The following is a 21903-nucleotide window of genomic DNA, read 5'->3' on the forward strand; positions in this document are numbered from 1 at the left end:
CCCGGGAATAACCTGCTAATGTAAGGTGACACTGGATTTATCCGTGACACTGATATCTGACAGCGGATGTTCGGGATTGGAAAAATCAATTTATGACGCTGAAACTGTTTCTAGTTTGGATAGTGTATCTGTTACTTCTGTAAGGATTCTTAATAATTCTTTCTTATGGCGTTTCCCTTTGCAGATAGAGTGTACTGATCCATTTATTGTCATATTATAGATTATTTGAAAATGGATATTGTTTTCATCTCTATACATTGAAAGGAATTCCTATTAAACATTTTGTGCATAAAGGTCAGGACACGGTAGAACTTTTGTCTGCTAACTAATTTCAACTGTTTTTTCGGAGAGATTCACTATATGTGTATGATTCAGCTTCACGTAAGCTGGTTTCCTGTTATCCGCAGACTGATCCTATTCTGGATATGCCTTATCCGGAATATAGGTTGGACTATCATCTATTTCCTGCTTCAGATAACCTTATGTTTTTTATGATATGCTTTCTTTGCACAAGAGGAATATCTGATTAAAGCAACCCTGTCTGTATTGCGTTATGGCCTTTACAATAAGGCGTAGCATCTATTGAGATCTGTTTATACGGATTATTCTGTTGAATGTATCAGAGTCCCGGTAAGGAAGAAGCATGGTCTGTTCTGAGTAGTGGGCGGAATTCTGGAGATTTTTAATGATCAAAAAGGCTGCCAACTTTCTATGGATACAACGTTGTTTATTTATGAATCTGTATATGCATTGGCAGAAGGGGCAAATTCTGATCATGTCGTAGGGAAGGAAGCTACTCAATTGGAATTTGAAGATGTCTATGCCACTGACCTGACCGATACTTTTATACCTTATTGTATGATATAGGAGATGCAATGAACCCTTCAGCTGTTACTTTATTCAATTGGAATGGAAAGTCCTTTATAAAGATAATTACAGATAAACGTTTGTTGCGATTGTGTGTAGATGAAGTTCAAAATACCATTTATGCGATTGTTATCAAGAAGAAAATGGGTATGATCTCTATTAGTGTACCGGAAATTGATTGAAATGGTACAGAGGAATTAGAGGCGAGAGATCTTCGAATAAAAGGAAAAACAGGTAAAGATGATGTCTGTATACTCCTGAACGATGCATAAGGACATAAAAAAAGTCTGTAGGCTGAGCTTACAGACTTTCAATTCTCTCTGATGTTCGCTAGATTATTCAGCAACTACAGAATCGCTAGCTACAGAGTCAGTTGCTACTGCTGCTGAATCAACAACCGGAGCTGCTTCTTCAACTGTTTCAACTGCTACTGAATCAGTAGTTTCTTCTGTTGACTGAGCTTTGTTACCGCAAGATGCGAATGATACTGCAGCGAATGCTACGAACAAAAATACTAATTTTTTCATTTTCTTTGCTTTTTAAATCTGTAATACTTATGTTGTTCTCTTAAAACGCTGCAAAGATATATACTTTTTCAATACGTTGTTCACTTGCATGCAAGTTTTTTCGATAAAAATATGTTTTAAAACCTATTTTCCTCTTAAATGATGTGTTTTAAAACCTATTTTTCTATTTGCTTTTGTAGATTATTTGTATAGACTTCTGGCCCGAATTACCGTTAATAAGAGACTAGTTGGATTGTATTTATCAGATTATCAATGATATAATCGTAAGATGAATCTGTGAAAGATAATAATAAAAATTAAACAAGGTTTTATTCATCGAATTTATTGCTTAAATTTGCGTTCTAATTATTTCTTTTATGATTGATACAACTGTTTTTCAGGATAAAAAAGCGGTTTACTATACATTGGGCTGTAAACTGAACTTTTCAGAAACATCTTCCATTGGGAAAATGCTGAAGGATGTGGGAGTCCGTACTGTCCGAAAAGGAGAAAAAGCGGATATTTGTGTGATCAATACTTGTTCGGTGACAGAAATTGCAGATAAGAAATGTCGTCAGGCTATTCATCGCCTGACCAAACAGCATCCGGGAGCCTTTGTTGTTGTAACCGGATGTTATGCACAGCTGAAGCCGGAGCAGGTTTCAAATATAGAAGGAGTTGATTTGGTATTGGGAGCTGAACAAAAAGGAGAGCTGATCAACTATTTAGGCAGTTTGGAAAAACATGAACATGGAGAAGCTATCACAACTGCTACTAAAGATATTCGTTCGTTTGCTCCATCTTGCTCACGTGGTGACCGTACACGATACTTCTTAAAGGTTCAGGATGGTTGTGATTATTTTTGTTCATACTGTACAATTCCTTTTGCACGTGGCAGAAGCCGGAATGGAAAAATCGAGGATCTGGTTGCACAAGCCAGACAAGCTGCAGCCGAAGGTGGAAAGGAAATTGTACTGACAGGTGTGAATATCGGTGATTTTGGCAAGACAACAGGAGAGACTTTTTTTGATTTGGTAAAGGCTCTTGATCAGGTAGAAGGCATCGAACGTTTCCGTATTTCTTCCATAGAACCCAACTTGCTGACTGATGAGATTATTGAATATGTTGCACATTCCAGGGCTTTTATGCCTCATTTTCATATACCGTTACAGTCAGGATGTGATGAAGTACTGAAGTTGATGCGCCGTCGGTATGATATAGCGCTTTTTGCGTCGAAGATACGGAAGATCAAAGAACTGATGCCCGATGCTTTTATCGGGGTAGATGTGATTGTGGGTACTCGGGGAGAAACTCCGGAGTATTTTGAAAAGGCTTATGAGTTTATCCGCGGATTGGATGTAACACAATTGCATGTTTTCAGTTATTCGGAGCGTCCCGGTACACAAGCTTTAAAAATAGATTATGTGGTTCCGGCTGAAGAAAAGCATCAGCGAAGCCAGCGGTTGCTTGCCTTGTCGGATGAAAAGACCAAAGCCTTTTATGCGCGTCATATCGGTCAGGAAGCAAAGGTTCTGATGGAAAAGTCGAAAGCCGGTATGCCGATGCATGGTTTCACGGAAAATTACATTCGTGTGGAACTGGAGCATGATGATTCTTTGGACAATCATCTCGTTCAGGTTCGTATGGGTGAGTTTAATGAAGACAGTACTGCTTTAAAGGGAGAATTGGTATGATACGTACATCGGTTGTCATTCTCAATTGGAACGGCATGGAAATGCTCCGGCGTTTCTTGCCTTCTGTAATAGCTTGTTCACAAGGAGCAGATGTGGAAATTTGCGTAGCTGACAATGCTTCAACTGATGCTTCGTGTGAGGTTGTGGAGCGTGAGTTTCCGTCTGTCAGACTGATTCGTTTGGATCGTAACTACGGATTTGCTGAGGGGTATAATCGTGCTTTGTCTCAAATTGAAGCCCAATATGTGGTCCTGTTGAACAGTGACGTAGAGGTGACACCGGGATGGTTGGACGTGCAGATTGATTATATGGAGGCCCATCCGCAGGTAGCTGCTTGTCAGCCTAAGATATTAAGCTGGCATCAGAAAGAGTTTTTTGAGTATGCAGGTGCTTCCGGAGGATTTATTGATCGTTATGGCTATCCTTTTTGCCGTGGCCGTATATTTGAAAAGGTGGAGAAAGACGGTGGACAGTATGATGATCCTTTACCTGTATTTTGGGCAACCGGTGCTGCATTATTGATTCGTCTGGAAGTTTATCGGCAAGTAGGAGGACTTGATTCACGTTTTTTTGCGCATATGGAAGAAATCGATCTTTGCTGGCGCTTGTGCAGCAGAGGATATACACTCATGTGTCTTCCCTCCAGTAAAGTATATCATGTTGGTGGAGCCACGCTGAAAAAGGAAAATCCTCATAAAACCTTTTTGAATTTCCGGAATAACTTATTGATGCTTTATAAGAATCTTCCGGATAAAGAACTGGGCCGGGTAATGCGTATGCGGTGTCTGTTGGATTACATTGCTGCAGGAGTCTTTCTATTAAAGGGAGACTGGGGAAATGCCTGTGCTGTTATCAAGGCCAGACAGGAGTTTTCACGTATGCGTTCACAGTTTGTCTCTGATCGTAAACAGAATCTGCGGTTGACGGTTGTCCGTCACCCTTTAGGACGTTTTCCTTTCAGCATTCTTTGGGAAGCTAAGCTCAAAGGCAAGAAGCTTTATTCTTTACTTCCCATTGATACTGCTGCCGTTGTCGGTAAATGATGGTCAATGTAAGATAGAATCTCCTGCATCTGGTCTGGATGAAACCAGGTGATTTGCGGGTCTCGTTTAAACCAGGTCATTTGTTTTCGGGAATAGATTCGGGAGTTCTGCTTGATTTTCTCAATGGCAAATGCCAGATCCCATTCACCGTCAAGATACTTGAATAATTCCTTGTAACCTACGGTGTTTAAGGAATTGAGATGTTTGTAAGGGGCAACGCGTTTGGCCTCTTCCAGTAAACCTTCTTCCATCATCTGGTCTACCCGTCGGTTGATACGTTCGTATAACTCTTCACGTTCTCGCCGAAGTCCGATTTTCAATAAATTGAACGGCCGTTCTTTGCAGGTTTGTGTTCGGAAGGAAGTATAGGTACGTCCGGTCATGTAGCAGATTTCAAGCGCATGTATGACACGTTTGGGATTTTTCCGGTCAACAATGGCATAATATTCCGGATCAAGCAGTTTCAGTTCTTCACATAACCTGTCCAGCCCTTCAGTCTCGTAACGCTGCATCATGAGTTCCCGGGTTTCGTTGTCCACTGTAGGGATATCATCAATACCCTTGCATACAGCATCTGCATACATCATAGATCCTCCGGTCATTAATGCAACCTGATGAGTCTGAAATATTTCATCCAGTTTCTTTAATGCTTCAATCTCATATTGGGCAGCACTGTAGTAGTCTGTCAATTTGAGGGAGCCTATAAAGTAATGCGGAACCCGTGCCAGTTGTGCCGGTGTTGGCGCTGCTGTCCCGATTTTCAGGTCTGCATACAATTGACGGGAATCACACGATAAAATGCAGGTGTGATATTTTTCAGCAATTGCCAGGCTGAGTTCTGTTTTACCTACGCCGGTAGGGCCAATAAGTACTATAAGCGTTGGTTTCAGGTTATCCATATATTTAGAAAAGACACGCAGAAGAACGTTCCGGTTTATTCCGGTTGATACTTCTGCGTGTCCGGGTTAGTTTATAATAAATGTTGTCTTTGACTAGTATTTATCTTCGTCATAGGAGTTGCTTCCACCACCCATGTCAAAACCTTCCGGATCAAAGTCTTCCATATCGAATTCCTGGTCTCCATAGAAGTTCTCATCCAGATCCAGAGCAGCATTGGTGTTCATTTGCTCATCGAAATCTATGGTCTGTTTGGGAGCTTCTCCTTCCTTGCGGGAACAGGTAGCATGTACCAGTTCTTTTCCTGTGATAATTTCTGCCAGTTCAATGAAGAATACACGTTCTGCCAATGGGTCGAAAACATAAATCATTTTTTGTTTTTCTTCTTCCAGAAGCTCGCTTAAGCGGGTATCTTTCATGACATATGTATCTTCTTCTGAACTTCCGCTTCCCATATCTTCGAGTGTGATTTCCGTTTCTTTTTCCCAGTCATCATCGCAGATAAAGAAAGAAGTCATTTGATCGTCTTTATACTTGCAACATTTCAGAATAGCCTCATGCAGATCGTAGAATGAAGCTTCGGAGTCTATTTTGATTTCTCTCAGGAAATCATCGACTTCATCGGATATAATTCTAAATTTGTATACCATCGTAATATTTATTAGAAATATTGTCGTTTACTTTTTATCGGATAATTCCTCGCTGTGAGTTCTCAATGAAAGAAATGATGTATTCAATCTCTGGGCTTGTCGGAATTTCCTGTTTAACTTGTTCCAATGCTTCGGTTACATTTTTTCCGCTATTGTAAATGATGCGATAGGCATTATGGATATTCTCAATCAGCTCATTTGAAAATCCGCGCCGGCGTAATCCTACAATGTTTATTCCACTATAAGCAATGGGTTCTCTTCCTGCAATTATAAAAGGTGGAATATCTTTGCTGAAGCGGCATCCTCCTTGTATCATTACATATCCGCCTACCCGGCAGAATTGATGCATCAGGACGTTGGCGCTGATAATGGCATTATCATCAATGATGATTTCTCCAGCCATTTTGGTTGAGTTACCAATGATACATCCATTTCCGATCAGAGCATCATGAGCAACGTGTACCCCTTCCATGAGCAGGTTATTGCTGCCGACGATAGTCCGGCCTTTGGCTGCGGTTCCACGGTTGATGGTGACATTTTCACGGATTGTATTGTTGTTTCCTATTTCAGCAGTCGTTTCTTCTCCTTTAAATTTGAGATCCTGAGGAACTGCACCGATTACAGCTCCCGGAAAAATCTGATTTCCGTTGCCAATACGTGAACCATATAGAATGTTTACGTTCGACATGATCACATTATTGTCTCCGATGACGACATTCTTATCGATGAAAGTAAACGGACCTACCTCTACATTTTCACCAATAATTGCTTCGGGATGTATGTAAGCTAATGGACTAATCATATTTTTATCCATTTTATTATTTGTTTTTTACAATTTGTGCCATAAATTCAGCTTCGCAAACAATCTTTTCGCCAACGAAGATGTAACCTTTCATCGTAGAAATTCCTCTTCGGATGGGGGCCATCAGTTCTACACGGAAAATGAGTGTATCTCCAGGCACGACTTTCTGGCGGAATTTTACATTATCGATTTTCAGGAAATAGGTTGAATACTTTTCCGGTTCGTCGATTGAATTCAGAACAAGCAATCCTCCTACCTGAGCCATAGCTTCGATCTGAAGAACTCCGGGCATAACCGGTTCCTGAGGGAAATGTCCCTGGAAGAACGGTTCATTGGAAGTGACATTCTTTACACCTACAATGTGGTTGGCACCGATTGCAATAACTTTATCCACCAGTTGGAACGGATAACGGTGCGGAAGCAGTTCACGGATACGATTTACGTCCATGACAGGAGCTTCGTTACAGTTATAGACCGGAGCCTGGATTTCATGCTGGCGGATTTCTTTTCTCAACTGGCGGGCAAACTTGTTGTTGATCGTATGTCCCGGACGGGTTGCGATGATACGTCCTTTGATTGGTTTTCCTGTCAGTGCCAGGTCACCAATGATATCCAGCAGTTTGTGACGTGCAGGCTCATTGGGCCATACCAAAGGAATATGGTTGATATATCCCAGGTTGGCAGCATCCATGTGAGGAACTCCCATTACGTCAGCCAGTTTGTCAAAGTTATCTTGTGTCATTTGTTTTTCGTAGATAACAATGGCATTGTCCAGGTCACCTCCTTTGATCAGGCCTGCATTCAGCAAAGGCTCGATTTCACGCACAAACACAAAGGTACGTGCAGATGCTATTTCCGTTGGGAAGTCCTCCATATTTTCCAGTGTCGCATACTGATTGGTCAGAATCTTGGAGTCATAGGAAATCAGTGTGTTTACACTAAATTTATCGTCTGGAAGAACGATGATGGATGAACCGGTTGTTTCGTCTCTGAATTCTATTTTAGACTTAATGATATAATAGTCTTTAGGAGCTGCTTGTTCCTCAATTCCTACACGTTTGATGCATTCCACATATGCTTTTGCACTACCGTCAAGAATCGGGAATTCAGGTCCGTTTACTTGTATCAGGCAGTTGTCAATGCCCGCAGCATAGAGGGCTGCCAAAGCATGTTCAACGGTACTTACTTTTACCCCGTTTTTAGCCAGTACAGTTCCACGGGTTGTGTCAACTACATTTTCAGCTACGGCATCGATAACAGGCTGGTCATCCAGATCAATGCGCTGAATCTTATACCCGTGATGTTCTGGGGCAGGATTGAATGTGACAGTCAGTTTAACTCCGGTATGGAGTCCTTTACCATTCAGTGTAAAACTGCCTTTAAGAGTCTGTTGTTTCAACATGGGCTTAGTTATTTAGTTGTTTCTTTAATTCTTCTATTTCTTTTTGCAGGCGTCCCAATTCAGTATACATGTCGGGCAATTTCTTATAAATGGCTGCAGAGCGTGCAAACTGTTTAGGATCAATGGCCGGATATCCCATCAGCGTACTTCCTGACTTCGTATTTCCCGGTATTCCGGACTGTGCTCCGACGGTTACATGGTCACCGACTTTGATGTGTCCGGCCACACCGACCTGTCCTCCGAACATACACCATTCTCCTATCTTGGCAGAACCTGCAACTCCTGCCTGTGATGCCATTACGGTATGACTTCCCACTTCTACGTTGTGAGCAATCTGTACCAGGTTGTCTAACTTGGTTCCTTTGTGGATGATTGTTGCTCCCATTGTAGCCCGGTCAATACAGGTATTGGCACCGATTTCCACATCATCTTCCAGTATGGCAATACCGATTTGAGGTATTTTCTCATAACCTTCTGGAGATGGTGCAAAACCGAAACCGTCAGCTCCAACGACTGATCCTGCGTGAAGGATACAGTTGTTTCCGATACGGCAGTCATGATAGATCGTTACGTGAGGATAGAGTATCGTATTGTTGCCAACCTTTGCATTACATCCGACAGTTACATGAGGATGGATATAGGTATTGTCTCCGATGATGGCTCCTTCTTCAATGCAGGCAAATGGACCGATATAGACATCCTTTCCGATTTTTGCATTGGATGCGATGGATGCCAAAGGATCGATACCCTGTTTTTTCGGTTGGCTCATTTCATAGAGAGTCATGAGTTTTGCCAGGCTTTCATAAGCATTATCCACTTTGATAAGGGTAGCTTTGATTTCGTGTTCAGGTTCGAAGTCCTTATTTACCAGAACAATGGACGATTGTGTGTCGTAAATGTAATGTGTATATTTCGGATTCGAGAGAAAAGATAATGCGCCCGGAATACCTTCTTCTATTTTGGCGAAAGTGTGTACGGTTGCATTCTCGTCTCCTACAATGACTCCTTGGATATATTCCGCAATCTGCTTAGCTGAAAACTCCATAACTGTCTATCTTTTGTTCTTTTTATATTTTAAAATAACCTTTCGAGCCTTCTATAATATGGCATAGTGACTCATTAATTATGCAAATTACGTATTTTTTTTTATATATCCGTGTAAAATGGCAATTATTTCCTGTTGAGAGTCCTGAAAAGTTGGTGAATAAATGTTTTTATTTTGTTTTTCCTGTTTTTCAGCAGAAAAGCCATTCCCCGATTCCTTTTAGGGAAACCGGGAAATGGCTTTTAAATGGAATTTAAATTCTTGTATTATAAGATAGCTTTCAGCTGTTCTGCCATTTGTTGCTGAACCTTATGTGCTTCTTCACCGGCAACTTCAGCAAAACGTTCGGTTTTATCTGCATAAATAATGGCACGGCTGGAATTGACAATCAGTCCGCATTCTTTGTTCATACCATATTTGCAGACTTCTTCCAGTGATCCGCCCTGTGCTCCGATACCCGGAACCAGCAGGAAGTGGTTCGGAACAATCTTGCGGATGTCTTCAAACATGCGTCCTTGAGTTGCACCTACCACATACATCATGTTCTGGTCGTTGCCCCATTCCTGGCTCTTGCGCAATACTTTTTCGAACAGACGTTCGCCTTCTGTATCAGTAGTCAGCTGGAAATCGTGAGAACCTTTGTTGGATGTCAGCGCCAGCAGGATAACCCATTTTCCTTCGTAAGTCAGGAACGGAGTAACACTGTCTTCACCCATGTAAGGTGCTACCGTAACTGCATCCAGGTTAATTTCTTCGAAGAATGTACGTGCATACATAGCTGAAGTATTACCGATATCACCGCGCTTGGCGTCAGCAATGATAAACTGATCAGGATAGTTTTCGTTCAGATACTGGATGGTCTTTTCAAAAGAAATCCAACCTTTGACACCCATGCTTTCGTAGAAAGCCAGATTCGGCTTGTAAGCGATACAGTAAGGAGCTGTGGCATCGATGATGGCTTTATTGAAAGCAAAGATAGGATCTTCTTCTTTCAGCAGATGTTCCGGTATTTTCTTTATATCCGTGTCTAGTCCTACACACAGGAAAGACTGTTTTTTCTTGATGTTTTCAAATAATTGTTGTTTGTTCATATTCCTGAGTCTTTAAATTATAAGTCTTTTGCTACCAGTTGTTATAATTCACTTTCTTTCAGTCGTTCTGCATTTTCGGCTACAATCAGGTGGTCAATACAGTCCTGAATATCTCCGTCCATGAACGCTGCCAGATTATAGATCGTATAGTTGATACGGTGATCAGTAATACGTCCCTGAGGATAATTGTATGTACGGATCTTGGCCGAACGGTCGCCGGTGCTGACCATGGTTTTGCGTTTGGAAGCGATGTCGTCAATGTATTTCTGATGTTCCTTATCGTAAATGAAGGTACGCAGACGGCTGAGTGCACGTTCCTTGTTTTTGGGCTGGTCGCGTGTTTCCGTACATTCGATAAGGATTTCTTCTACGACGCCGGTATTCGGATTCTTCCAGTTATAGCGCAGACGAACTCCGGATTCTACCTTGTTGACATTCTGACCTCCGGCACCACCGCTTCGGAAAGTATCCCATTTGATTTCACCTTCGTTGATTTCTACGTCAAACGGTTCTGCTTCGGGAAGTACGGCAACCGAAGCAGCTGATGTATGAACACGTCCCTGAGTTTCAGTAGCAGGAACGCGCTGTACACGGTGAACGCCTGATTCATATTTCAAAGTGCCGTATACCTTGTCCCCGGTAACGGAGCAGATAATTTCCTTGAAACCGCCGGCAGCTCCTTCGTTGGCATTCGATACCTCCAGCTTCCATCCTTTCGATTCGCAATATTTGGAATACATGCGGAACAAATCTCCTGCAAAGATGGCTGCTTCATCGCCTCCCGTACCTCCACGGATTTCCAGGATAGCGTTGCGGTCATCCTGCGGGTCGGCTGGTACCAGTAGAAGTTTTATTTCCTCTTCCAGCTGGGGAATACGGGCTTCACAGGCTGCAGCTTCCTCACGGGCCATTTCCTTCATTTCCGGATCGTTTTCAGCCATCATCATTTTTGCTTCTTCCAGTCCGTTGAGGCATTGCAGATATTCCTTGCGGGCAGCCATGATGTCACCCAGTTCCTTATATTCCTTCGTCAGTTTGACATAGCGTTTCTGATCGCCAATTACGTTCGGGTCTGTAATCAGGGTTGATACTTCCTCGAAGCGGGCTACCAGGCCTTCCAGTTTCTCCAGTATGGTGTTATTTTCTGCCATTTAAATATTTTGTTTTGTTTTTACCACAATCTGCCGCTCAATAAATACGTAATAATAATAAGTATCAATAAAATTATCAGTATATAATTTACATGTTTCTTCCAAGTCCATTTCTTGCCTGACACGAACTCTGTGTACATGGCACCGGCGTAGATCCTTTCATAGTCATTTATTTTTATGATTGATACCTTTGTTATATTGTCTCCAGGCCAATAAACAAACTATTATGAGGATAATGCAAAGGAATCCCATAGGCATTGTGACTTTATTGTATTAATATTTGAACTCTCCGAACTCGCTGCGGATAATCAGTTCCTTGTGGTCACTTTCTTCGATGCGTCCGATAACCTGTGCATCGATATTGAATGACTTGCTGATTTCGATTACTTCCTTGGCATGTTCCGGTGACAGGTAGACTTCCAGACGGTGTCCCATGTTGAATACCTTGTACATTTCGTCCCATTCAGTGCCGCTTTGTTCTTTAATTGTACGGAACAAAGGAGGAACAGGGAAGAGATTGTCTTTGATGACACGGCAGTTGTCGCCAACAAAGTGCAGCACTTTTGTCTGTGCACCGCCAGAGCAGTGAACCATACCATGGATTTCCGGACGCAGGGCATCCAGCAGTTTCTTCACAACCGGAGCGTACGTACGGGTCGGAGAGAGAACCAGCTTACCGGCATCCAGCGGAGAGCCTTCTACGGTGTCAGTCAGTTTCAGTTGACCGCTGTATACCAGTTCTTCTGGTACAGCCTTGTCGTAGCTTTCCGGATATTTTTCAGCCAGATATTTGGCAAACACATCGTGACGGGCACTGGTCAGACCGTTGCTTCCCATGCCTCCGTTGTATTCCTTTTCGTAAGTAGCCTGTCCGTAAGAAGCCAGACCGACAATCACGTCTCCCGGACGGATATTGGCATTGTTGATAACGTCTGCACGTTTCATACGGCAGGTCACTGTGCTGTCCACGATGATTGTACGGACAAGGTCGCCCACATCAGCTGTTTCACCGCCGGTTGCATAGACACCGACACCCATTTCGCGAAGCTCAGCCAGCAGTTCGTCTGTACCGTTGATGATGGCCGAGATCACTTCTCCCGGTACAAGCAGCTTGTTACGGCCGATGGTAGAAGACACCAGAATGTTATCTACGGCTCCTACACAAAGAAGGTCGTCGATGTTCATGATCAGTGCATCCTGTGCAATGCCTTTCCATACAGACAAGTCGCCGGTTTCTTTCCAGTATAGATAAGCCAGAGATGACTTTGTGCCGGCTCCGTCAGCATGCATGATGTTGCAGTATTCAGGATCACCTCCCAGAATATCCGGAATGATCTTACAGAATGCCTTCGGGAAAATACCTTTGTCAATGTTCTTGATGGCGTTGTGTACATCTTCTTTGGATGCTGATACGCCGCGCTGCATGTATCGTTGATTACTCATGAGTATAGTATAAGTTTATTTGTTTCAATTATCTTTGCAAAAGTACGATTTTTTTTCATAACTACTGGGCGCAAAGTGGATTTTTATTCCACAAGCGGTTGGTTCAGAGCTCCCATGCCGATCAGTCTGGTTTGTCCGTCGGGAGTCTGGATGCTGAAGCGGAAAAGTCCGTTTCCCAGCCGTTGCAGCATTTCCCGTGTAGGATGAGCTGTCCGGAGCACTTCCTGTCCAGTTGCGTCCGAAATGATCAGCATGCAGTTTTCCGGGATGCGGGGCAGATTCTGTAAAGTAATTGTCAGGATGCCTGCGCTGTCCGGAATATTCAAAGCCAGAGGCTGACTTTCGTTGCCGAATCTGTCCACGGCAGTCACGGCCCAATAAGTCCGCTGATGCCAGGGAAACAGAGGTATGAAGGTGTACGATGTGCTGTCGGTCCGCGTACAGATCAGATTCTCTGCCCGTTCTGTGTTGACCGGATACTGGTCGGATGCATAAATACGGTAATAAATGCCTCCGGGGTTGTTGTCTGTCGAAGCATGCCAGCTCATGCGCACCTGCCGTTCTCCCGGAATCAGGCAGGGAAGGGTAGGGACACTGGGAGCAATGCTGTCAGCCCATGTCATGGGAGGAACTACGGCCGGATACAGATAGAAGTTTTTTTCCAGTTCATCCATCAGTCCCTTGGTATTGTCCATCAGGAAACGGTTCCTGAAGTAGGCTTGTCCGTCCGTGTGGATATCCCGCAGGAAATATAGCTGTCGGACGATCTCATCCAGTTTCCAGTTTTGTTCTTTGGGATGCATGAAATAAATTCCCAGTCCGGGGATTACCCATCGTCCGTTTTTGTTCTCCTGCCAGTCAAGGGCAAACGGATAAAACTGGTTGCCAAGGAAGTACATCATGGGGAAAATGGCATCATGGATTCCTTCTTTCAGCCATTTCTGTGCATCCTGATAAACGGCATGATAAGCGTTCCATCCTTTGGAAGGATAGCGGTAAGTGTCTCTGTATTTCCCTACGGGAGAGCTGCTGACCTTCACCCACGGCTTCAGTTTCTTGACTTCCGTATAGACTTGTCTGATGATACGGGTAATGTTGTCCCGTCTCCACTGGGATTTCTCCTGCTTATGTCCATATTTCCGGTACGTGTCTTTGTCGGGAAAGTCTTCTCCCTGTTCCGGATAACGGATGTAATCCAGGTGGATACCGTCTATGTCATAATTCGCCACGATTTCCCGGGCCATCAGGCTCAGGTAGCCGGCCGTTCCCGGATTGCCCGGATCCAGATACCAGCTTCCCCGGAACTGCTTGCAGAGTTCGGGATGCTTTCTGACCACTGATTGCTTGCCTTGCAGTCCTACCTGCCGCTTGTTTCCGATGGGGATTGCCACCATCCAGGCATGAATTTCCATACCTCTGCGGTGACATTCTTCAATGGCAAACTTCAGGGGATCATAGCCGGGATTCTGTCCGGTGTGTCCGGTCAGGGATTCGGCAAAGCATTCCAGGGCAGAAGGATAGATGACGTCTCCGCGCAGACGGGTCTGGAACAGCACCGTATTGAAATTGGCTTCCTGCAGTTTGTCCAATATATTGCATAATTCTTTTTTCTGGCGTTCAATGCCTGCGGGGGATGTTGCTTTCTGGGAAGGCCAGTCCAGTCCTCCCAAAGTAGTGATCCATGAGGCCCGGATTTCCTGTTTGGGGGCAGCCTGTGCAGGCAGTAATGTTCCCAGGCAGATGAATAAAATGAACAATATGCGCATAAAGTCGGTCTTTTTAATCGCGCAAAGGTATGAAAATATTCTTGGAAATTAGTACTTTTGCAGACTTAAAACTTAAAGATGAAAGAGTTATGTTATTGACTACAACAAACACAGTGGAAGGAAAGCGCGTCGTACATTATTACGGTGTCGTTTCCGGTGAGACGATTATTGGTGCCAATATTTTCCGTGATTTCTTTGCCAGCATACGGGATATTGTCGGCGGACGTTCTTCTTCATATGAGCAAGTGTTGCGTGAAGCAAAGGCAACAGCATTGAAAGAGTTGCAGGATGAGGCTGCCGCGTTGGGGGCTAATGCAGTGATCGGTATAGATCTGGATTATGAAACGGTAGGAGGAAACGGCAGTATGCTGATGGTGACAGCCAGCGGTACGGCCGTATATCTGGAATAAGGAAGATTATAATAAACAGACATGAAAAAGAAGTATCTTTTATTGGCTGCATTGGTCGGAATGTCAGCCGGTGCGATGGCACAAAAGAAGGGGTTCAGTTACAAGTTCTATGGGCAAGTACGTGCAGACCTGTTTTACAATACACGTACAAACTCGGAAACCGTAGACGGGTTGTTCTATATGTATCCGCTGGATAAGTTGCCCGATGCGGATGGCAATGACCTGAATGATCAGGGAAACGGAAATCTGTATGCGCTTTACAGCCGTGTCGGTGTGGATGTGGCTGGGCCGATGTTGGGCAAGGCCAGGACTTCGGCGAAGGTTGAAGTGGACTTCCGGGGTTCGGGAACATCTTATTCTCTGTTCCGTCTGCGGCATGCTTATTTCAATCTTGACTGGGGAACTTCCGCATTGCTGGTGGGACAGACCTGGCATCCGCTGTATGGAGATGTTGCTCCTGAAATCCTGAATTTGAATATGGGAGCACCTTTCCAGCCGTTCAGCCGTGCTCCTCAGGTACGTTATCGTTTCACCCGGAAGCATTTTCAGCTGACAGCCTCTGCCATCTGGCAGTCTCAGTATCTCTCTGTCGGTCCGGCATCGGATAAAGCAGGAGAAGCTTCAACGTCCAAGAGTCAGAACTTTATTAAGAACAGCTGCGTACCGGAATTTTATGTCGGTATGGACTATCGCCGGCCGGAACTGATTGCCGGTGCCGGAGTACATGTTTCTTCCATCCGGCCGCGTACAAAATCTGTAGTAGGGAGTGATACATATAAGGTAGATGAACGGGTAACCGGCGTGTCAGCTGAGGCTCATCTGAAATTTACGCATGAACGTTTCCTTCTCTCGGCCAAGAGTGTACTGGGTACGAATCTGACGCAGACCAGTACGGTGGGAGGATATGGCATTACTTCGGTAGATCCTCGTACGGGTGAACAGACTTACACTCCGTTGCGTACTTCTGCCACCTGGCTGAATGTAGCTTATGGAAAGACCTGGCGTCCGGCTCTGTTCTTCGGTTATCTGAAAAGCCTCGGTGCTTCTACGGAAGTGTCTGATGTGCTGGGCACCGGAACCAATCTGGATCAGTTGTTGAATGCCACGGCTGAATTGACTTATAATCGTAGCAACTGGAAACTGGGTGCTGAATATTCACTGTGCAATGCCTGGTATGGTGATGAATTTAGTGCAAAAGCAAAGGCTTTGTCATCTCATACAGTGATGAACCATCGTGTGGTGATGACTGCCATTTATCAATTCTGATCATTGTTTGTCAGGATAAAAAAGCGGGAGGTTGTAAAGAAAGATGCTACAACCTCCCGCTTATATGTTCAGTACTGACTCAGTCTGATGCAATCTTTTTCATGACCTTAAGTTTTTAAGGTTGTTATTGTATTTGAAAAACGCCAAATAGGAACTTTACCATGACCTGTACCAGTTTCTGACCTTTACGTCAACCTGTTTTTCCAGTAAATAATCTTCATTTACCGGAGGATATTCGGGAAGTGGTGCATGCTCTAGGTCGGCATGGAAAGCACCATACATCAGTAACTTGTATTTGTCATATTCTCCCAACAGCAGATACGGGGTGGTAAGATTCGGTAATATCTTCACCGCTTCTCGCAGGCTGGCATTTGCCGTGATCGTATCTCCCGCCCAATGAGCCACGTAACCGTAGCGTGCATAGTCTAAAGCCGAAGCACCGTTGACGGGTTTATCCTCCAATGCCTTCCGCACTACACTCGCATGGAAAATACTGTCGGTTTGCTTCCAGTAACGCATCCGCTCATCGTCCAGCAAGCGGGGAGTATAGCGAATAGCTTCTGCCATCATCCGGCAGGCAGTTCCCTTATCGTCACGGATATAGCACCTCTCGGCATAAGCACGCAGATACAAGCTGTTACGAGGAAAGTCCGTTGCCAATTTCCGCAATATACTGTCTGCCTCCGCCGGATTTTCTTTCACAAGCGTTCGGGAAGCATACAAGTAGCGGAGCTGCACATCTTCGGGATGCCGCATCCAAGCTTTCCGGTACTCTTTCCGTTCCAGATAAGTCCCTGTAGGGTCGGTAGCTCTCAGCATACTCGGAATATTCCACACCAGCACAGTCGCCAGCGCAAGTCCGGCTATCGCATAGCCGCTTGCCGAAAACGGAATCCGTTCCGGTTCTTCCTCCTCTTCCCTTTGCAGATAAGCAAGGAGCAGATATACCATCAGCATGAGGAAAGGCACTTCCTCCCATGCCGACTGGCTCATGTCCTTAGCAAGCAAGGCAAGCAGTGTGCAACCGATGATACGGCTTTCCCGTTGCTTGCGCCGTTGCCACAAGGCACGGGCTACGGCAAGGAAAAGCAAGGCGTAAAGCGACGTCCCGGCTATTCCCTTTTCCACCAGCAGCCGTGCCAACGTGTTCGGCGCCATCGAAGTGAACGGTTTCGTGCTGTCCTGCCCTGTCACGGTATCGAGCGCATACATATAATTGCCGTTGCCGTACCCCTCCAACGGGCGTTCTTTGAACACCGTCCAAGCAGCTTCCGTACCTTGTATCCAGCTTTCTGTGCTTTGTTGCTGCGAAACGGTGCTGTTCATCGCCAAGGTAGTCCGAAACTCTTTCGGACAACACACCGTAACCAGTGCCAATGCAGCCAACGCAGAAAAGAGAACACGGAATTTGTCCGCCTTATGCATTACCGCCATACTGCCAATAAGAAAAATGCCCGAAGCGATGTAAGCTCCACGGGAAAAGGACAGAAAGATAGCTGTAAAAGTCAGGATTACTAAAACCATCGCATAACGCCGGCGCGAAAGGCACGTCCACCCCAAAATAAGCAAGAGTATCTCCGACCACACATTGGTGATATATCCCAGCGGACGAAACAGAAAGCGGAAATGATACGTGTCCTCGAAACCGACTCCCAGTACAGAACTCCGAAACACAAAGAAGGACAGAATGGCAAGTACCACAGCAATACCCATCAGTACGTCACTGCCCGAACGGACGATACGTTCCGCAGGTTGCCATGCCGACAGCCGACGAAACGTGAAATATGCCACCAGCGCATACAGGGAGTACAGGGAAACACGTATGGCAGGTAAAGGACAATCGGCATAAAGACAGGACACCAGGTCGTACAGCGTAATCATGCCGACACAAGTGTCCAAAACAGTCCATCGCCCGAATGGTAACACATGGATTGCCGTCAGCCCTCCCGCAAGAAGCAGGAAGGAAACCAAATGGGAGTCGTCCACACGATACAAAAAAATTCCCATCGCTACCAGCAGCAGACAAGCTGTGGCGTACCACACCGCCTTGTTCGGATGGATACCTGTATTATTGTTTTTTGGCATAGCGTTTTGTGAATGAGGTTATCGTCCTGTACACAAGGTAACCTATCAGAGCAAGAAATATCAGTTGCATGCTGATGTTTCGCAGCAAGGCGAAAGGTGGAACCATGCGGTTGGACAAGTAAAGAATCAGTTCGTTCACTGCATCGGGAAAGGTCTGCACAAAGCGGTACAGAAACATGGGGATAACGTAACAGAAGTAAAATCCCATAAAGGCGTTCACCACCACCGAGTACGCCAGCAGCCCGTATTTCTCCAGCGGGCGTATCTGGAGCAGGTAAGGCTTCTTGTCTATCGGCTTCCGGCGGACAAGCCGGTACAGGTAACTGAGCAACTCCAGCGAACGCTGCCGGAGGTTAGGCACTCCCAACAAGTCCGAAGCAATCCAGTAACCGTCGAACTTGAAGAAAGGATTCAGCGTCATCACGAACCCCAGATTCATAATAAGTATCAGGTACCGCAGGATGTCGTTTCCCGTTATGAGAAAAGCCACCAGCAGGGCTATCAGCCAATACGACTGGAAGTAAACCCCGGCAAGGTTCACCACGCACCGTTGCGCCCGGTTCAGTTTCCACACTTCCGTAACGTCCGTATAGAGCACGGGAAAGTTCAGGTACAACCCGAATCCTATCCCCCCGTGGCGCACGCCAAAGTATTTGCAAGCGGAAGCGTGCCCCAGTTCGTGGAAAAAGGAAGAGGCAAACATAAACACCAGTAATCCCGCTACCATATAGATGTTCACTTTGTTGTTGAACAGAAGCAGGTCGGAGGTAGTAAAGAAAAACCAAGTGTCCAATGCCAACATTCCCACCAGCACCACCATCATATATGCCTTATGGAACAAAAAACGGAACGTATCCGAGAATCGGTCTATCGCGCCGGCGCTGAACAGTTCCTTTTCGTAAAGGAAGCTCCGCTTTTTCGGCACTGCACGAAAGATGGGATCAATGAATTTTTCTATCACTTCCCGCACTTGCTCCGGGGTGTACTTTCCTTCTTTCTTCCGGACGTATGCTTCGATAGCCGCTTTTTCCTCCTCATACCGTTGCAGTTCTTCCACCAGTTCCACAATGGCGTGACTGGCTTCGTAGTATTGCCCGTTGTAGGACAACAGATACTTTTCCTTCTGCACCGAAGAAGAAAAGGGATGGTGGATGGTGATGTCGCTGTAGGTTTTCATTTCTTTATTCTGCTTTTAATATTGCACTGTTAATCGTTGTATTAATATCACGGTGTTCTTTAGAAGAACTCTTTCCAAAATCGAATGTATAAGTCACTTTGATATAACCTGTTTTTTGATACGTTTCGCTATAAGAGTTGTTATGAAAACGATATACCCCCATATCCGTATACATTTTAATTCGATTGTATTTACTAAATGTATTGTCCGTGCCAACTTCTGCCATCCAATTTTTATGATTCCAACGCACAAATGCACCGTAAGTTGCAGGTGTGTCTATGAAAGCAGGATAATTATCTAATGTTTTTTCCGTAGATTTTCCGTGTATATTAAATGCAAAATCTCTCCAGTAATAGTTTATATCCATACTTCCTCCCCACTCGTTCCTATGTTGCTTTACCTTTCCCGTAATTTTATTATAACGATAAAATCCTAGCAGTTTAATATGTAAACTAGGAATTATCTTGTAAGTAACAGCAAGTGATCCTTTTAATTGATGGAAATTTCCTCCTGTACGAAATGTATTCACCAGTTTATCATTTTCTATATAGTAATCACTGAAAACGTTGTTTATAGCTCCAAAATAAAGACCTGCCACTTGTAGATTAATTTTCCCTTTTTGGTAGGCATAAACCAAATAACTATTATAATAATCGGTCTTTTCTAGATATGGATTGCCTCGTTTAACAGACAATGAATCCAAATCCTGACTAACATTATTTATCCATTCCATAGGTGGATTGGAGTTTCCTGTATTTAATCCGTACAATATAGAATGTTCGGAATTTATCTGATAATTCAATAAAATATTAGCATGAGGAGACAGATAACGTTTTGCTTCATTTCTATGCAAACAATATTGTAGCAAATCACCTCCCAATTGCAAACTCATATAAACTTTTCCGAAACTTTGATTGTATTGTCCCATTAATAAAGTTTCAGCTGTCCATAAATGACTCCAATCATTAAAATCACCTTTATATGTGGCTGAAGAAATAGAATGTAAATGGCTGAAGTTTAATCCAAAAGAATTATTATGCTTCAACTGAATATTATAATCTGTCGAAAATGCGACATCGTATAAATTTTCGTTTACTTTCGTATGAGAGAAGTAGTTCCCTTCGCTATATTTTCGTATATATTCATTGTTTGTATAAGTAGCCGTTAAATCGACATTCAAAACCTGCGTCTGTCCCAATTTAAAGTTTCCATATAAATTCAAACTTGGCATTAGAGTAATCTGGTTTGTTTCAGTTCTGGAACTAATATCATTAACCGAAGCATTGCTATATTCAATGACACTTTTACTATAATTGTCAGGCATACTTTGTCGGACAAAGGAAATCTTTCCAGCCAATGTCTGTTTATCATTGTTGTTATTAATATTCAGTTGTGCATATTGTTTGTCCTTTTTTAGTTCAGCATCATCTATATGGGTTGTACGGCTTATTTCCTGTTTTGGAAAGTAGAAAATTTCTTTTTTATCTGTTCGTACTCCACCATTATGTTCCATAGAGTGACCGGCAAATAGCGTATAGTTGGTATTTTTGTGTGTAACTTTTAGATTGGCATTGTAATCACCTCCCAAATAACCGATAGTTTGCATCCCATCTAATGCAACATAACCGCCTGTGTTTTTCTTTTTTAATATATAGTTGACCGAAGTTTTATCACCTGCATACTTCCCTGTAGGCATTTCAAAATATTCTATTTTTTCAATATCTTTGGGACGAAGAGCTCGTACTTCTTTATAGTCTGCTTTTTGTCCGTCTATATAAAGAGTAGTTTCCCCAAACAATGTATTTACAGAACCTTTTTGTGTATCGACATGCATTCCAGGAATCATCAGGTTATACAACAAATCATATCCTGTAGAAGTATGCTTTATTTGCTGTTCAGTCGGGATAATTAACACTCGATCTTTCTGACGGATAAAGGAAGAAGCTTTTACCTCTACTTCGCCCAATAATATATTGTCTTTCTTTAACGTAAATAAAGGGATTTTCTTGTCTTGGTTTTCTATGGTAAAAACATGCCATTGCGATATATACCCTATAGAACTTATAGAAAGCAGATAATCACCTGAATATACATTTCGTAGACAGTAGTTACCGATACTATCGGTTATAGTTCCTTGTACAAAGGAAGAATCGGGTCGTAGTAGCCGAATGGAAGCATAAATTACATCCTGATCATTTTCACTCTTAACTCTACCTTTGACTAATACTTGAGAGGTTATAGGAAGTACATAAGACAACAAAAAGCAAATAGTTAGACCTAATGTTTTCATAAACAACTGATTATTTAAAGCGACCATTGAACGAATTATTTATTTAGCTTCAATATTTGTTATCTAAACTCAATACGTCGCACGAATAAAATATCGTTTAATGGTCGCTTAATCTATCTTAATCTAGATAGATTTTAATACTTCTGTTTTAGCATTGTAATTCACAAACCTGCAAATGAGGACATTTAAACCGACAAGTTGGCGCTGGATCATCCACTAAATCCAATAACCCACCCGTAACCAAAGGATCGGTTTCTAAACGTTCTTCCAATTGCTGAAGATCGAACTCTGAAAAATCAGAGTTTACTGAAAAAATTT

18 protein-coding genes are annotated in these 21903 nt (G+C 43.6%); 5 read left to right on the forward strand and 13 right to left on the reverse strand.

Features of this window, described 5'->3' with window-relative positions:
• The first annotated feature begins 711 nt into the window (after positions 1–711).
• Positions 712–867, forward strand: coding sequence for a hypothetical protein (locus BACCOPRO_RS13765; protein ID WP_022278053.1), 156 nt, complete (start codon positions 712–714; stop codon positions 865–867).
• Between the two features lie 335 nt (positions 868–1202).
• On the opposite strand, the gene BACCOPRO_RS13770 is transcribed toward BACCOPRO_RS13765, so the two are convergent.
• On the reverse strand, positions 1203–1394 hold the full coding sequence (locus BACCOPRO_RS13770) for a PG1828 family lipoprotein (RefSeq protein WP_008144503.1): 192 nt from the start codon (positions 1392–1394) through the stop codon (positions 1203–1205).
• Between the two features lie 356 nt (positions 1395–1750).
• Here BACCOPRO_RS13770 and mtaB point away from each other — a divergent pair, with 356 nt between their 5' ends.
• Positions 1751–3067: a tRNA (N(6)-L-threonylcarbamoyladenosine(37)-C(2))-methylthiotransferase MtaB gene (gene mtaB / locus BACCOPRO_RS13775; RefSeq protein WP_008144505.1), complete on the forward strand. Its 1317-nt coding sequence runs from the start codon at positions 1751–1753 to the stop codon at positions 3065–3067.
• On the forward strand, positions 3064–4110 hold the full coding sequence (locus BACCOPRO_RS13780) for a glycosyltransferase family 2 protein (protein ID WP_008144507.1): 1047 nt from the start codon (positions 3064–3066) through the stop codon (positions 4108–4110). Before mtaB ends, BACCOPRO_RS13780 begins: the two co-directional genes overlap by 4 nt.
• Here BACCOPRO_RS13780 and miaA read toward each other — a convergent pair.
• From miaA to BACCOPRO_RS13825, 9 genes are all read right to left on the reverse strand, one after another.
• Entirely contained in the window at positions 4065–5009 is a 945-nt protein-coding gene (miaA, locus tag BACCOPRO_RS13785) for a tRNA (adenosine(37)-N6)-dimethylallyltransferase MiaA (protein WP_008144509.1), read from the reverse strand. The two genes, BACCOPRO_RS13780 and miaA, sit on opposite strands and share 46 nt — an antisense overlap.
• 93 nt (positions 5010–5102) lie before the next feature.
• Positions 5103–5657, reverse strand: a complete 555-nt coding sequence (locus BACCOPRO_RS13790; RefSeq protein ID WP_008144511.1) for an IS1096 element passenger TnpR family protein — start codon at positions 5655–5657, stop codon at positions 5103–5105.
• 34 nt (positions 5658–5691) lie between these two features.
• Positions 5692–6459: an acyl-ACP--UDP-N-acetylglucosamine O-acyltransferase gene (lpxA, locus tag BACCOPRO_RS13795; RefSeq protein ID WP_040311547.1), complete on the reverse strand. Its 768-nt coding sequence runs from the start codon at positions 6457–6459 to the stop codon at positions 5692–5694.
• Positions 6460–6475: 16 nt separating this feature from the next.
• Positions 6476–7861, reverse strand: coding sequence for a bifunctional UDP-3-O-[3-hydroxymyristoyl] N-acetylglucosamine deacetylase/3-hydroxyacyl-ACP dehydratase (locus BACCOPRO_RS13800; protein ID WP_008144514.1), 1386 nt, complete (start codon positions 7859–7861; stop codon positions 6476–6478).
• A gap of 4 nt (positions 7862–7865) precedes the next feature.
• A complete protein-coding gene (gene lpxD, locus BACCOPRO_RS13805) occupies positions 7866–8906 on the reverse strand; it encodes a UDP-3-O-(3-hydroxymyristoyl)glucosamine N-acyltransferase (RefSeq protein WP_008144516.1) in 1041 nt (346 codons plus the stop codon).
• A gap of 266 nt (positions 8907–9172) precedes the next feature.
• Positions 9173–9997: an orotidine-5'-phosphate decarboxylase gene (gene pyrF / locus BACCOPRO_RS13810; RefSeq protein WP_008144519.1), complete on the reverse strand. Its 825-nt coding sequence runs from the start codon at positions 9995–9997 to the stop codon at positions 9173–9175.
• Positions 9998–10038: 41 nt separating this feature from the next.
• Positions 10039–11148, reverse strand: a complete 1110-nt coding sequence (gene prfA / locus BACCOPRO_RS13815; RefSeq protein WP_008144520.1) for a peptide chain release factor 1 — start codon at positions 11146–11148, stop codon at positions 10039–10041.
• A 273-nt stretch (positions 11149–11421) separates the two neighbouring features.
• Positions 11422–12591 (reverse strand): AIR synthase-related protein, encoded by a 1170-nt coding sequence (locus BACCOPRO_RS13820; RefSeq protein ID WP_022278059.1) that lies wholly within the window; start codon positions 12589–12591, stop codon positions 11422–11424.
• An 83-nt stretch (positions 12592–12674) separates the two neighbouring features.
• Positions 12675–14357: a glycoside hydrolase family 10-like protein gene (locus BACCOPRO_RS13825; RefSeq protein WP_008144522.1), complete on the reverse strand. Its 1683-nt coding sequence runs from the start codon at positions 14355–14357 to the stop codon at positions 12675–12677.
• Positions 14358–14446: 89 nt separating this feature from the next.
• Between BACCOPRO_RS13825 and BACCOPRO_RS13830 the strand changes: the two genes are divergently transcribed.
• Both BACCOPRO_RS13830 and BACCOPRO_RS13835 read left to right on the forward strand, forming a co-directional pair.
• Complete coding sequence (locus tag BACCOPRO_RS13830) at positions 14447–14767, forward strand: heavy metal-binding domain-containing protein (RefSeq protein WP_022278061.1); 321 nt, start codon at positions 14447–14449, stop codon at positions 14765–14767.
• 21 nt (positions 14768–14788) lie between these two features.
• Positions 14789–16033: a DcaP family trimeric outer membrane transporter gene (locus tag BACCOPRO_RS13835; RefSeq protein WP_008144524.1), complete on the forward strand. Its 1245-nt coding sequence runs from the start codon at positions 14789–14791 to the stop codon at positions 16031–16033.
• 156 nt (positions 16034–16189) lie between these two features.
• On the opposite strand, the gene BACCOPRO_RS13840 is transcribed toward BACCOPRO_RS13835, so the two are convergent.
• Genes BACCOPRO_RS13840 through BACCOPRO_RS13850 form a run of 3 tightly spaced genes read right to left on the reverse strand, consistent with a single transcriptional unit; the run spans position 16190 to position 21585 of the window.
• Positions 16190–18118: an O-antigen ligase family protein gene (locus tag BACCOPRO_RS13840; protein ID WP_008144525.1), complete on the reverse strand. Its 1929-nt coding sequence runs from the start codon at positions 18116–18118 to the stop codon at positions 16190–16192.
• Entirely contained in the window at positions 18102–19295 is a 1194-nt protein-coding gene (locus BACCOPRO_RS13845) for a zinc metalloprotease (RefSeq protein ID WP_008144526.1), read from the reverse strand. The genes BACCOPRO_RS13840 and BACCOPRO_RS13845 overlap by 17 nt, the downstream gene beginning before the upstream one ends.
• A gap of 4 nt (positions 19296–19299) precedes the next feature.
• Positions 19300–21585, reverse strand: coding sequence for a carboxypeptidase-like regulatory domain-containing protein (locus BACCOPRO_RS13850; protein ID WP_040311548.1), 2286 nt, complete (start codon positions 21583–21585; stop codon positions 19300–19302).
• Positions 21586–21903 lie beyond the last annotated feature (318 nt).

Source organism: Phocaeicola coprophilus DSM 18228 = JCM 13818, assembly GCF_000157915.1.
Taxonomy (GTDB): domain Bacteria; phylum Bacteroidota; class Bacteroidia; order Bacteroidales; family Bacteroidaceae; genus Phocaeicola; species Phocaeicola coprophilus.

Coding starts and splice junctions, on each gene's coding strand:
- BACCOPRO_RS13780 (WP_008144507.1), top strand. CDS start 3,064: ATGATACGTACATCGGTTGTCATTCTCAATTGGAACGGCATGGAAATG.
- BACCOPRO_RS13830 (WP_022278061.1), top strand. CDS start 14,447: ATGTTATTGACTACAACAAACACAGTGGAAGGAAAGCGCGTCGTACAT.
- pyrF (WP_008144519.1), bottom strand. CDS start 9,997: ATGAACAAACAACAATTATTTGAAAACATCAAGAAAAAACAGTCTTTC.
- BACCOPRO_RS13770 (WP_008144503.1), bottom strand. CDS start 1,394: ATGAAAAAATTAGTATTTTTGTTCGTAGCATTCGCTGCAGTATCATTC.
- BACCOPRO_RS13850 (WP_040311548.1), bottom strand. CDS start 21,585: ATGAAAACATTAGGTCTAACTATTTGCTTTTTGTTGTCTTATGTACTT.
- BACCOPRO_RS13825 (WP_008144522.1), bottom strand. CDS start 14,357: ATGCGCATATTGTTCATTTTATTCATCTGCCTGGGAACATTACTGCCT.
- prfA (WP_008144520.1), bottom strand. CDS start 11,148: ATGGCAGAAAATAACACCATACTGGAGAAACTGGAAGGCCTGGTAGCC.
- lpxD (WP_008144516.1), bottom strand. CDS start 8,906: ATGGAGTTTTCAGCTAAGCAGATTGCGGAATATATCCAAGGAGTCATT.
- BACCOPRO_RS13820 (WP_022278059.1), bottom strand. CDS start 12,591: ATGAGTAATCAACGATACATGCAGCGCGGCGTATCAGCATCCAAAGAA.
- BACCOPRO_RS13835 (WP_008144524.1), top strand. CDS start 14,789: ATGAAAAAGAAGTATCTTTTATTGGCTGCATTGGTCGGAATGTCAGCC.
- BACCOPRO_RS13765 (WP_022278053.1), top strand. CDS start 712: ATGGATACAACGTTGTTTATTTATGAATCTGTATATGCATTGGCAGAA.
- mtaB (WP_008144505.1), top strand. CDS start 1,751: ATGATTGATACAACTGTTTTTCAGGATAAAAAAGCGGTTTACTATACA.
- BACCOPRO_RS13845 (WP_008144526.1), bottom strand. CDS start 19,295: ATGAAAACCTACAGCGACATCACCATCCACCATCCCTTTTCTTCTTCG.
- BACCOPRO_RS13800 (WP_008144514.1), bottom strand. CDS start 7,861: ATGTTGAAACAACAGACTCTTAAAGGCAGTTTTACACTGAATGGTAAA.
- BACCOPRO_RS13840 (WP_008144525.1), bottom strand. CDS start 18,118: ATGCCAAAAAACAATAATACAGGTATCCATCCGAACAAGGCGGTGTGG.
- lpxA (WP_040311547.1), bottom strand. CDS start 6,459: ATGATTAGTCCATTAGCTTACATACATCCCGAAGCAATTATTGGTGAA.
- miaA (WP_008144509.1), bottom strand. CDS start 5,009: ATGGATAACCTGAAACCAACGCTTATAGTACTTATTGGCCCTACCGGC.
- BACCOPRO_RS13790 (WP_008144511.1), bottom strand. CDS start 5,657: ATGGTATACAAATTTAGAATTATATCCGATGAAGTCGATGATTTCCTG.